Below are 11787 nucleotides of genomic sequence, written 5' to 3'. Positions count from 1 at the left end.
AATTTAAAATAACATTACAAAAAAAACCGCTAAATACTATTTAGCGGTTTTTTTTGTATAATTTGTAATAATAGAAAGGAATCTATTTTAAAAAATATTAGTCCATATCATAGAAAAATTGTTCACTTACAATTTTACCGTTTTCGACTTTATAAACCGCAACTTCTTCCATTTGCATACGACCATGGTTTTTAAACGTGACATCCATAGTCATTTTACTTGTAAAATGGTTACCAGCAACTAAAGGTTCGCTTACTTCTCCAGAATGGTATTCTTCCACACTATCATACCATTGCTTGCCTTTATTCCATACATTTTGTTTGCCTTTAACTAATGGGTTAGGAGCATTTGGCATTTCTTGGCTAACTACATTCTCGGCGTAAAGCTCGTTTACGCAATCCATATTTTTTCCTTCTTGGCACATTTGGTGCCACTTTTTTGCAACGTCTTGTGTGGTCATTTTATCTAAGTTTTAAAGTTCTTTTAAAGTTAACAAATTATAGTTATCAGATAAAATATTTTCTCTTTATTAAGAAACGGCTTCTTTGTAAACTTTTAGACAACGTTCTCGTGCTTCTTTATGGTCTACAATTTGATCGGGATAAGATTCTTCCCCATAATCTAGTACATATTTTTTAATGTATTTATAGTCTTTATCAAACTTGTCTATTTGCGTGGTGGGATTGAATATTCTGAAGTAAGGAGAAGCATCTACGCCAGAACCAGCTACCCATTGCCAATTACCAACATTGCTTGACATTTCATAATCATGTAATTTTTCAGCAAAATAGGCCTCGCCCCAGCGCCAGTCGATTAATAAATGTTTACATAAAAAACTTCCTACCAGCATTCGCACTCGGTTATGCATAAAACCTGTTTTATTAAGTTGTCGCATTCCAGCATCTACAAATGGATAACCTGTTTTACCTTCGCACCAAGCTTTAAATTCATCTTTATTATTTCTCCATTTAATATTATCATACTTACTTTTAAAAGCGTCTTTATGTGTATCTGGATAATGCCATAAAATTTGCATAAAAAATTCTCTCCAGATTAATTCCTGCCAGAATATTTCATTTTTTTCGGCAATAGCTTTCTTTACCATTTTACGAACACTTACTGTTCCGAACCTTAAATGTGGTCCTAACTTAGACGTGCTATCTTTGGCAGGATAATTTCGGGTATCTTCATACTCCTGAATGAGTGTTGGTGTAACTGTAAAATCCTCTACACTTTGAGATGCTTTTTTAAAACCAATATCTCCCAAATCTAAATTTGGCAACCTGCTATTTTTAATCACATTACTAATAACATCGTTAGTATAATAGATTTTTAATTGGTCTTCTTTAAAATTCTCTTTCCAGGTTTTCATATATGGCGTATAAACCACATAAGGATCTCCATCTTTTTTTACAACTTCGCTTTTTTCAAAAATGACTTGATCTTTATAAGTTTTAAATTCAATATCATTTTTTTCTAAGAGTTTTTGGATGGATTCATCTCTATCTCTAGCGTAGGGCTCATAATCGTGATTGGTATAAACCGTATCTATTTTATAGTTTTTAATAAGTTCTTTAAACACTTGTTCAGGTTTACCGTGGTACATTGCAATCCCACTATCGTGATCATCACGAAGTGTTTTACGCATGTCTTGTAGTGTATTATAAATAAATTCTACACGTGCATCATCTTCTGGTAAATCGTCTAATATTTCAGAATCAAAAATAAAAATAGGTAAAACTGGTAGGTCTTGTTTTAATGCATTGTAAAAACCAATGTTATCATCTAGTCTTAGGTCCCGACGAAACCAAAATATATTAAGTGTTTGTGTCATTATAATGTAATTCTATGAAAATTAAAAGCTATTTAAGATTTAGTAGGTGCCAAATAACGCTTCAAGCTTTTGTTTTCTGTAATTAAAAATTTCGGTTAGTTTAGGTTTTACTAGTATAGGATGAACCAACTGGCCAAGAAAACCTAAAGGCACTTTATAGTCTATAATATCTTCCATTTCTACGCCACCATCAATTTCTTTTATAAAATGTTTATGATGCCATAACGCATAAGGTCCAAAACGTTGCTCGTCTACAAAATATTCACCATCTTTTACATGAGTAATTTCTGTAACCCATTTGGTCTTTATTCCTAATATTGGAGTTACAATATACTGAATAATTTGTCCAGCAAACATAGGTCTATCTGCTCCAGAAAGAATATCAAATCCCATATAGTCTGGTGTAATTGTTTTTAAATTTTCTGGACTAGATAAAAATTCCCATGCTTTCTCTTTAGAAATTGGTAATTTTTGTATTTCGTGTAAACGGTATATTTTCATTTGTTACAGTCTTAATTATAGATTAAAATATAAGCATTTAAAGAACTTGCAATAACAAGCCAAACCATACAAGGAAGAAGTAAGCCTTTAGTAAATTTATTATAGTGTTTAAACGCGAAAAACATATAAAATAGTAGAACGGTTAATAAAATAATAGTAATTAAACCTAAAGAGATAAGATGTTGATTAAAAAAGATGTAATTCCAAATAATATTTAAAAACACCTGTATAGTAAATACTATTTTTAGCTTTTTAGTTGGATGGTAAGAAAATATCTGAGCGAGGTAGATTGAAAAAAAAAGCATAATTGTAGTCCATGCTGCTCCAAAAACCCAACCTGGAGGTGTCCAAGGCGCTTTATTTAATTCTAAATACCAAGAACTTGTTGCACCAGAGCCCATAAGCCATGAGCCTAAAGCTAAACCTCCAAAATTTATAAGTAGAAAAAAAATAAAAAGTTTCAGTTTTTTCATTTGAAATATGTTACAATTCTTCGGCTATTGGGTTTGGTTATAGAGTAGAAGTAGTCTACGAGTTGCCCATTTGGATTAACAAGATATTTTTGAAAGTTCCACTTGACTTTTGTGTTTTTAAATCCGTTTTTTCTGGCTTGTGTAAGCCATTTATATAGTGGATGCTGATTTGATCCTTTAACATCAAGTTTCTCGGTTATTGTAAAAGTAACTCCATAATTAACCTCACAAAACTCAGCAATTTCTGATGCGTCACCGGGTTCCTGATGGCCAAATTGATTGCATGGAACACCAATTACTTCTAATTGGTCTTTATAAGTGTCATATAAGGTTTGTAGCTCTTTGTATTGCGATGTAAAACCACATTTAGAAGCCACATTAACAATAAGTATATATTTTCCTTTAAAATGCACCCAATCAAGCTTTTTACCTTGTAATGTATGTAATTCAATATCATACAACGAAGTTTTTTGGCGTTTATCAATAAGTTCAGAAGTACTAAATGTTGCAAAAAAAGCTTTTAAAGGGTTCATAGATTTAAATTTTAAAACTTACAATTCCGCAATCCATTTCAAATACTTGCCCAGAAAGTGAGGCTGCTTTGTCTGAAATTAAAAAGGCAGCCATATCGGCAACTTCTTCTGGTTGTAAAAATTTTTTAAGAGGATGACGGTCAACCATATTCTCTATTTGTTTTTCATTTCGAAGTAATTTTGAAGCTAGTTCCGTATCTGTCACCGTCGGAGCAATTGCGTTAACTCTAATGCTTGGTGCCAATTCTGCTCCTAAAGACTTGGTTAAACCTTCTACAGCCGATTTTGATGCGGCAACACTTGCGTGAAATGGCATCCCTAATTTTGCTGCAACCGTACTAAACAATAAAATTGATGGTTTGTCTCCTTTACGTAAGACATCTAAATACTGCTGAATAACTTTTACGGCACCAATAACATTAATATTAAAGTCTTCTTTAAAATCTTCAACCTTTAAACGTTTTATTGGTTTTAAGTTGATACTTCCAGGACAATAAATAATAGTATCTAAAAGTTCAATTTCTGGTAGGTCTTCGCTTAAAACATCTAAACTATGATGAGTTAGATTGTCATGTTTAAAATCTGGTTTAGAGCGACTTATGTTAATTATGTGATGAGAGTCGGCTAAATTTTTAAGTATAGCATTCCCTATACCTTTACTACCGCCAACGATAAGTATGGTTTTCATATTAAAATATAATTTAAAAAATGAGATCTTTAAATCCTGAAGACTTAGCTTTTGTTTGGTCTACCTTTTAAGCGTTTTTCTATTTTTTGCTTAATTGCAGTTAGACGCTTCATTAAATCCATTAATTCAGGATCGTTTTCTTCTTTATAAATTTCGTTAACACTTAAAATAAGGTCTTTAACTTCTCTTGAGGCTAAAATTCTGTCACTTGTAGTTTTAAAAGAATGGTTACGCTCTTCAAACTCTTTGGCGTGCTCTAGTATGTCAACTTTTTTAGTCATTTAAATAATTTTGTAGTTCAACAATTTTAGATGTTTGTTTAAAAGCACCGCTATAATAAGCTGTTACAGTACTTGAAGTATCATCTTTAACTCCTCTTGAAGATACACATAAATGTTTAGCGTCTATAATAACGGCAACATCTTCTGTTTGCAAAATTGCTTTTAAATCTTCTGCAATTTGATTTGTTAAACGTTCTTGTACCTGCGGACGTTTAGCGTAATACTGTACAATTCTATTCAATTTTGATAAACCAATAACTTTTCCAGATGAAATATAAGCTATATGTGCTTTACCAATAATGGGTACAAAATGATGTTCGCAATTAGAGTAAAATGTAATATTTTTCTCCACCAACATTTGGTTGTACTTATACTTATTGTCAAATAAAGCAATTTTTGGCTTATTTTTAGGGTTTAGACCAGAAAATATTTCATCTATATACATTTTAGCGACACGCTGCGGTGTCCCTTTTAAAGAATCGTCTGTCAAGTCTAATCCCATTACATCCATAATTTCCTCAAAAAGTATGGCTATTTTCTGTTTTTTTTCTTCGTCTGAAATTTTGAAAGCATTAGCTTTCAAAGGTGTTTCCAAACCAGTGTAAAGGTGATCATCTCCAATATCGTCAATATTAAAATCTTTTAGATTGTGATCATTTACCAATGTTTGATTATTTTTCATTCTATCTTTTTTAATTGCTGTCTTTAAAAACTTAAAGCAAAGCACGTTAGAAATATCTATCGTTTAGATATTTTATTATGTGTAATTTGCTTTTGTCGGCTACATTTAAAGCGTCCTTTTTCAAATTCACGTTTTTTACTATGTTTTGTCGTACGACCTTGCACACGCTTACGCCAAAGTCTAAAACTACTCGGTTTCATTTCTTTACGCATCAACTCAATGACTTCCTGTTCCTTTATTCCAAACTGAAACGTGATGGCATCAAAAGGTGTTCGGTCTTCCCAAGCCATTTCTATAATGCGGTCTATTTGTCTTATGTTAAAGTCATTATCCAACACTTGTAAAATTATATTGCTCGTCAAATTTGACTTTTATGTCTAATAATTTGTCGAAAAACTTTTTATTTTCTTTAAAGGTTTTATTATTTCTAAAATGCACAAATTTTCCTTGAGCATGAATACTTGATCCATTTATTTTATAAATAACTAATTGGTAGTAAGGAATTGCCCATGTGAAATTTTTATGACCTTTAGTAATATGAATTAAAATACCTTGAGGTCTAAGCTCAATATTTCCATAATTAATATCATCTACCGCATTTATAACACTTTTTAGGTTAGGGCTAACTTCATCAACAATCATTCGTTTGGATCCCGTACCTTTCAGTTTTAACGACTCAAAGAAACCGTAAGGTTTACCAACCATCTGGTCAATAGCTCTTACAGTTTCTTTATTTGTATGTGTCGTGTTATATAGCAATTATTTCCCTTTTGACTCAAAGTTACAAAATGTTTAAGGTTTATTTAAAATAGTTAAACAAAAATTAACATTTATTTATGTATCTAATTAGTGGTCAATAATGATGCCTAAATTTCAATATTACATAAGACGTTTTCTGTCTTGTAAAGTGTGTCGAGCTAATATCCTTAAAGCGTCCTGTTTTACTAATGTTTGGTCTTTTAACTGCCACAATATATCACTTGCTTTTTTACGTGACAGATTTTCGTCTACAATAGGACATGGATAATCTTTTCCCAATTGAAATCCAGTAAGTTGCTGGTCGAAATATGTCATTTTTGAAGGTTCGTGAATAAAAGGTAATTCTAAATGTGCAAGTTCTGGTACCCATTTTTTTATAAATAAACCTTCAGGATCGTGTTCTAAACTGTTTTTTATAGGATTGTATATGCGTAGCATGTTTATGCCTGTTTCACCAGCCTGCATTTGTAGTTGCGGATAATGTATGCCGGGCTCAAAATCTAAAAATAAACTGGCTAAGTATTCGCTGCAATCTTGCCAAGGCTGCCATAAATTATGCGTAAAAAAGGAAACAACCAGCGCACGCATTCTAAAATTTAAATAGCCGGTTTCTTTTAAACAACGCATACAAGCATCTACTAACGGGAATCCAGTTAACCCATTTTTCCAAGCATTTTGATACACTAAATTAATTGATTTTTGTAAACCATGATAACCTTTGTTAATACTTTTAAACTCCATAAGATGCTCCATTTCAAACTTTTGTATAAAATGAGCCTGCCACCGTAAACGTGACGTAAAAGCATCTATAGGTTTTTTAAATGTTGAAGTTTCTCTTAGTTGATAGGCTTTATTTATTACTTCTTTTATACTTAAGTTACCCCAAGCAATGTAAGGCGATATGCGACTGCAGCTTTTTCTGGCTTTTAGTGGTTTACTAATATTTTTACTGTAATTTTTATAGCGCTCATCTAAAAAACTGTTAAGGTATTTTAGTCCTGTTGTTCTTCCGCCATTTTGAAAATTTTGATTTGGTTTTGTGGAAATATCACATCCATTTAAATGCTTTTCAATTTTTTCTAACTCAGCAATTGATAGTAGTTGATTTTCTTTTGGTAAAAACTCGAACTCTTTAGAGTTCATAAAAAATTCCCAATGTTCTACCCAATTAATTCTGTTTTTAAGACCTCGTTGTATGGCATTGTTTTCATTTTCAATCCATTGAATGTGATTGGTTTTACAAAATTTTGAAAAAGAAAGATCTCTTTTAAATGTAGTTAAAAGTCCTGTTTCCTGATGGGAATATATATGCGAGATATAATAATTTTCTAGTAAACTGTAAATGACAGTTTCTAAGTTGTTATTAACCACTAAAACTTTACTGGAATAGGGCAGTAGTTGTTGGTTTAGATCTTCCAAAGACTGTTTTACAAAATCCCAATGTCTTTTACTGTAATGCTTATCTTTAAGTAAAAAATCTTCAAAAGTATATAAGAATAACACGGATTCTTTAGATTTAAGCGCATTAAAAACAGCTTCGTTATCATGTAAACGTAGGTCTCTTTTAAACCAGACAATATGTAGTTTCTTTTTAATAATGGAATACTTATGTAGTAACTTGGTTAGTAGTTTTCTGGATGTTCAATAATGTCTTTTGCTTTTTCTTTAAGCGTGGAAATTTTATCGGTAGACATTTTATTTAAAAGACTATACATCATCTTCATTCGATAATTATCTTCTAAATAAGCCCTTTTATCATCTAAAAAATTCCAGTACAAACTGTTAAATGGACAAGCGTCTTCTGTAGTCTTTTCCTTTACATTATATACACAATCACTACAGTAATTACTCATTTTATTAATATAGCTCCCGCTGGAGACATAAGGCTTTGTCGCAATTTTGCCTCCATCTGCAAACTGGCTCATACCTCGAGTGTTGGGTAATTGTACCCATTCTATTGCATCTACATAAATACCTAAATACCAAGCATCGACTTCATCTGGATTAATTTGAGTAAGTAGGGCATAATTTCCAGTAATCATTAATCGTTGAATATGATGTGCATAACCATTATCTAAACTATTATGAATGGATGTGCTTAAACAGTTCATTTTTGTTTTCCCTGTCCAGTAAAATTCAGGTAATGTATTTTTGTTTTCTAAAAAGTTATCTGTTTTAAATTCTGGCATTTGCGACCAGTACATGCCACGCATGTATTCGCGCCAACCAATAATCTGTCTAATAAAGCCTTCTATTTGTGAAATTTGAATGTCTTCACCATGTTTTCTCCAATAATTTAAAACCGTTGTAATAATATCTTTTGGACTTATAATCTTACAGTTCATTGCAAAAGACAATCTGGAATGAAATAAATAAGCTTCATCGGTATGCATGGCATCCTGATAATCTCCAAAATGAATTAATAATTCTTCACAAAAATATTTGAGTTGCTCTAGAGCTTGTTTACGATTTATAGGATATGGAAAAGTTTTGGTTTCAAAGGAACCTATGGTTTTAAGGTTTTGATCTTTAATAAGTTTTACAATGTCCTCTACATTGTTTAAAAAATATTTAAATCTTGGGATTTCATCTTTTTCATTCCATTTATTACGATTACTCTTATCGTAATTCCATTTGCCACCTTCGGGTTGATCTCCAACAATTAAAATATCATGTTTTTTACGCATATCCCGATAAAAACTTTCCATTAAAAACTGCTTTTTTCCTTTAAAAAAATCTTTTAAGTCGTTTCTTTTGGTGTAAAAATGTTCGGTATCGTAGGTTTTAGAAGAAATTTTTAAAGATTTACAGAAGTTAATAAGTTGTTGGTCTAGTCTGTATTCATCTGGAAGCTGATACTCAAAATGTTCGATTTTATGTTCTATAATTAAAAATTGAAGGTTTTCAGCTAAATCCTGTTTATTTTTTTTATCATCTAAAGTGAAATAAATAAGCTCATTATTATTCGCTTTTATTTGCTCTGAAAAATCTCGCATTGCCGCAAAAAATCCAATTATTTTTTGAATATGATGCGTCACATAATCGGTTTCTTGACGCATTTCAAACATGCAATAAATCACTTCTTTCGATTGCTCTTTGAACCATGAATGTTTTGAGTTTAATTGGTCGCCAAGGATGAGTCTTAGAGTTTTCAATTTAATTTTTTTTCAGTTGATATATCGTTTAAAATAAGGTGTTTTGAAGCCATAAACGCTGGTAATTACCTTGACTATCATAACGTTCAGCTTGTAACTTTACGTTAAATTTACGATCTCTTGGATCGTTACCAACACCAGAAACATATAACCAGTTGCCATAATTGCTATGCACATCGTAATCTATAAGATAGCTTTCAAAATAGCTTGCGCCAATACGCCAGTCCAATTCTAAAGATTTTGCAAAATAACTGGCTACATTTTGTCGGCCTCGATTACTCATAAATCCAGTTTTATTCAGCTCTATCATATTAGCATTTACGAAAGTCTCTTTTGTTTCTCCGTTAATCCATTTATTAATGTCTTTCTCTTGAGTTCTCCACGTATAGTCTTTTTGTAAAATGCCACCTAATTTAAATAGGTTATTACCATGTTTTAAGGAGATGTATTTAAAATAATCGCGCCACAAAAGTTCAAAAATAAGCCAGTAAGTCGATTCGTTTTTAAACTCTTTAGACTCAAACTCTTTTACTTTCCAGTAAATGGTTCGCGCTGAAATACTTCCGTTAGCCAGCCAAGCTGAAAATTTAGAACTGTAATTTTCTCCAATTAGTCCATTTCTGGTCTTTTTATAAACCCCTAATTGTTTTGTTTTAAAAAAGTAGGATTCCAATCTTTTAAGCGCTTCATTTTCGCCTCCTTTAAAAGAAAACGCCGTATTTGGATGTGTTGTAAATGATTCTAGACCTAAATCTGTTAAAGTAGGGACTGTAAAATTGTTTTCAACTAAATTAGTAGGATTTAGAGGTTTAAGAGTTTTTATCTCAGACTTTACCTCACATTGTTTTTCAACGTGTTTTCTAAAATGAGTGAATATTTTTGGGATTTCCGATACTTCTAAGGAGATATCTTCTGGATGATATAAAAACTGATCGTAATATGAATTAAAGCTAACAGAATCTGGTAAATTATCTTTAACTAATTGTAAAATATCTTGTTCTTCTTGTGTCCATTCTTTTTGGAAGTAGATAGAGGTAAATTGAAAGCTCTCTTGTAATTCCAAAAGAAATTCTTCAGTAGGTTTTTGAGCAACATATAATGAAATATTGAGTTTTTCTAAGTTTTCTTTAAGTTCTTTAACGGTTTCAATTAAAAATTGAGCTCTGTAGCGTTCTGTTTTTTTAAATCCATAATTATTTAGAGCATAATGTTTTGGGTCGAAACAATAGGCTGCAATAACTTTATCGCTATTTGCTATGGCTTCACTTAATACTTTATTGTCTTGTGTTCTTAGGTTTGTTGTAAACCACACTAAGCTTATTTTTTCTTTTGTCTTCTGCATTTTTCGCTACAATATTTAACATCTTCCCAGGTTTTCTCCCATTTTTTGCGCCAGTTAAAGTCTAACCCGCAGGTAGTACATGTTTTACTAGGTAAATGCTGTTTCTTTATTTTATTCGGCATTTGCAAGTTTGTTAATCATCCCATTAAAAATAAATCCATGAAATGGTAAAACGCTATACCAATATAAACGTCCGGCTAATCCTTTTGGTCTAAAGGTAGCGCGTTGGTATATTTTACCTTTTGAGACTTCAAACTCCAACCAAGCTTCTCCAGGTAAGCGCATTTCTGCAAATAAGATTAAACGTTGTTCTTCTTTATCGGCAAGAAGTACACGCCAAAAATCTAAAGCATCTCCAGTTCTTAGACTGTTAGAATTGGTTCGGCCTCTACGCAAGCCAATACCACCAAATAATTTATCGATATAACCTCTAATTTTCCATAAAAATGTACCGTAATACCAGCCATTTTGTCCGCCAATTGCCCATATTTTTTCTACGGTTTTTTCTTCATTTTTAACCAAGCGCTCTTTAATATCTTTAAAACATCCATGTTTTGGTACCGACAAGTATTTGCTAGAGGCTTGTTTTTTATTGCGACTGCTTATAAAAGCATCTTTCCAGCTTGAAACAATAGCATTGTCTTCAATCTTAACAAAAGCAAATTTTATAGCTTGTTTGTAACTCATAGGTTTCACATCAAGCAAGGAATTAATATTACTTTCTTCTCCAATTATTTCTATTCCCATACTATTTACTAATGAAGAGGCCAGTTTATAAGAGGTTGATGTTACAAAATATAACCAGTAGCTGGATAATTTTGGAGTCATAACAGGGACCGTAATAATGTATCGTTTTAGACCTCTGCTGTCGGCAAATTGAAGTAACATTTCTTTATAAGTCAATATTTCCGGACCAAATATATCGTGAGAAGTATTATACAAATCTTCTTTTCCCAAACCCTTGGTTAAAAAAGTAAGAACATCTCGAACTCCAATAGGCTGGGTTTTTGTATTCAGCCATTTTGGAGCAATCATAACGGGTAATTTTTCAACTAAATCTCTAATAATTTCAAAACTTGCACTACCAGAACCTACAATAATTCCTGCTTTAAAAACAGTCAAACCATAATGATTGGATTTTAAAGTATGTTCTACATTTTTTCTAGACAATAAATGTTTAGATAATTTGGTGTCGTTAGTAATACCGCTTAGATAAATGACTTGTTTAACATTAGTTTGCTCTATATAAGCTTTAAAATTTGAAGCACAATTTTCCTCCATTTCATGAAATTTGTCTACAGAATTAGACATGGAATGAATAAGGTAGTAAGCAGCATCAATATCTTTAGGAATATTTTTTAAAGTTTCTGGATTTAGAAAATCGGCCTCAACCACATGTACGTTTGCTTCGTCGGAATATTTTTTTTGTGTTCTTAGAGTTCCTCTAACCGCACAAATTACGGTATGACCTTGTTCCAAAAGAATAGGAATAATTCTTTTGCCAATATAACCTGTGGCACCGGTAACAAGAACTCTCAT

Annotated in this window: 15 protein-coding genes; all 15 read right to left on the bottom strand. The window is 31.7% G+C overall.

Annotated elements, in window-relative coordinates; translation table 11 throughout:
* Nucleotides 1-97 precede the first annotated feature (97 nt).
* Nucleotides 98-460 carry a nuclear transport factor 2 family protein gene (locus tag C7H52_RS08590; RefSeq protein ID WP_106463489.1) on the bottom strand — a complete coding sequence of 121 codons (363 nt, stop codon included), beginning with the start codon at nt 458-460 and terminating at the stop codon, nt 98-100.
* 69 nt (nt 461-529) lie between these two features.
* Nucleotides 530-1834, bottom strand: a complete 1305-nt coding sequence (locus tag C7H52_RS08585; protein ID WP_106463488.1) for a cryptochrome/photolyase family protein — start codon at nt 1832-1834, stop codon at nt 530-532.
* Between the two features lie 39 nt (nt 1835-1873).
* Nucleotides 1874-2335, bottom strand: coding sequence for an SRPBCC family protein (locus C7H52_RS08580; protein WP_106463487.1), 462 nt, complete (start codon nt 2333-2335; stop codon nt 1874-1876).
* 11 nt (nt 2336-2346) lie between these two features.
* Nucleotides 2347-2808 (bottom strand): TspO/MBR family protein, encoded by a 462-nt coding sequence (locus C7H52_RS08575; protein WP_106463486.1) that lies wholly within the window; start codon nt 2806-2808, stop codon nt 2347-2349.
* Nucleotides 2805-3341 (bottom strand): glutathione peroxidase, encoded by a 537-nt coding sequence (locus C7H52_RS08570; protein ID WP_106463485.1) that lies wholly within the window; start codon nt 3339-3341, stop codon nt 2805-2807. The genes C7H52_RS08575 and C7H52_RS08570 overlap by 4 nt, the downstream gene beginning before the upstream one ends.
* Nucleotides 3342-3345: 4 nt before the next feature.
* Nucleotides 3346-4029 (bottom strand): SDR family NAD(P)-dependent oxidoreductase, encoded by a 684-nt coding sequence (locus C7H52_RS08565; protein WP_106463484.1) that lies wholly within the window; start codon nt 4027-4029, stop codon nt 3346-3348.
* Nucleotides 4030-4073: 44 nt separating this feature from the next.
* Nucleotides 4074-4310, bottom strand: a complete 237-nt coding sequence (locus C7H52_RS08560; protein WP_106463483.1) for a hypothetical protein — start codon at nt 4308-4310, stop codon at nt 4074-4076.
* Nucleotides 4303-4992, bottom strand: coding sequence for a GTP cyclohydrolase I FolE (gene folE / locus C7H52_RS08555; RefSeq protein WP_106463482.1), 690 nt, complete (start codon nt 4990-4992; stop codon nt 4303-4305). Before folE ends, C7H52_RS08560 begins: the two co-directional genes overlap by 8 nt.
* Before the next feature lie 56 nt (nt 4993-5048).
* Nucleotides 5049-5354 carry a TIGR03643 family protein gene (locus tag C7H52_RS08550; RefSeq protein ID WP_262494504.1) on the bottom strand — a complete coding sequence of 102 codons (306 nt, stop codon included), beginning with the start codon at nt 5352-5354 and terminating at the stop codon, nt 5049-5051.
* Complete coding sequence (locus C7H52_RS08545) at nt 5320-5751, bottom strand: hypothetical protein (RefSeq protein WP_106463480.1); 432 nt, start codon at nt 5749-5751, stop codon at nt 5320-5322. Before C7H52_RS08545 ends, C7H52_RS08550 begins: the two co-directional genes overlap by 35 nt.
* Nucleotides 5752-5871: 120 nt before the next feature.
* Complete coding sequence (locus tag C7H52_RS08540) at nt 5872-7329, bottom strand: cryptochrome/deoxyribodipyrimidine photo-lyase family protein (protein ID WP_317045574.1); 1458 nt, start codon at nt 7327-7329, stop codon at nt 5872-5874.
* 44 nt (nt 7330-7373) lie between these two features.
* Entirely contained in the window at nt 7374-8906 is a 1533-nt protein-coding gene (locus C7H52_RS08535) for a cryptochrome/photolyase family protein (protein WP_106463478.1), read from the bottom strand.
* A gap of 28 nt (nt 8907-8934) precedes the next feature.
* A complete protein-coding gene (locus tag C7H52_RS08530) occupies nt 8935-10248 on the bottom strand; it encodes a DASH family cryptochrome (RefSeq protein ID WP_106463477.1) in 1314 nt (437 codons plus the stop codon).
* On the bottom strand, nt 10224-10358 hold the full coding sequence (locus C7H52_RS08525) for a DUF2256 domain-containing protein (protein WP_221405036.1): 135 nt from the start codon (nt 10356-10358) through the stop codon (nt 10224-10226). Before C7H52_RS08525 ends, C7H52_RS08530 begins: the two co-directional genes overlap by 25 nt.
* A 1-nt stretch (nt 10359) precedes the next feature.
* Complete coding sequence (locus C7H52_RS08520) at nt 10360-11787, bottom strand: SDR family oxidoreductase (protein WP_106463475.1); 1428 nt, start codon at nt 11785-11787, stop codon at nt 10360-10362.

This window comes from Aurantibacter aestuarii (assembly GCF_003008425.1).
Taxonomy (GTDB): domain Bacteria; phylum Bacteroidota; class Bacteroidia; order Flavobacteriales; family Flavobacteriaceae; genus Aurantibacter; species Aurantibacter aestuarii.
This window is presented reverse-complemented; position numbering and strand designations above follow the sequence as displayed.

Excerpts from the sequence above, each read along its gene's own strand:
- folE (WP_106463482.1), bottom strand. The coding sequence starts at position 4,992 with ATGAAAAATAATCAAACATTGGTAAATGATCACAATCTAAAAGATTTT.
- C7H52_RS08560 (WP_106463483.1), bottom strand. The coding sequence starts at position 4,310 with ATGACTAAAAAAGTTGACATACTAGAGCACGCCAAAGAGTTTGAAGAG.
- C7H52_RS08590 (WP_106463489.1), bottom strand. The coding sequence starts at position 460 with ATGACCACACAAGACGTTGCAAAAAAGTGGCACCAAATGTGCCAAGAA.
- C7H52_RS08570 (WP_106463485.1), bottom strand. The coding sequence starts at position 3,341 with ATGAACCCTTTAAAAGCTTTTTTTGCAACATTTAGTACTTCTGAACTT.
- C7H52_RS08520 (WP_106463475.1), bottom strand. The coding sequence starts at position 11,787 with ATGAGAGTTCTTGTTACCGGTGCCACAGGTTATATTGGCAAAAGAATT.
- C7H52_RS08575 (WP_106463486.1), bottom strand. The coding sequence starts at position 2,808 with ATGAAAAAACTGAAACTTTTTATTTTTTTTCTACTTATAAATTTTGGA.
- C7H52_RS08580 (WP_106463487.1), bottom strand. The coding sequence starts at position 2,335 with ATGAAAATATACCGTTTACACGAAATACAAAAATTACCAATTTCTAAA.
- C7H52_RS08565 (WP_106463484.1), bottom strand. The coding sequence starts at position 4,029 with ATGAAAACCATACTTATCGTTGGCGGTAGTAAAGGTATAGGGAATGCT.
- C7H52_RS08585 (WP_106463488.1), bottom strand. The coding sequence starts at position 1,834 with ATGACACAAACACTTAATATATTTTGGTTTCGTCGGGACCTAAGACTA.
- C7H52_RS08530 (WP_106463477.1), bottom strand. The coding sequence starts at position 10,248 with ATGCAGAAGACAAAAGAAAAAATAAGCTTAGTGTGGTTTACAACAAAC.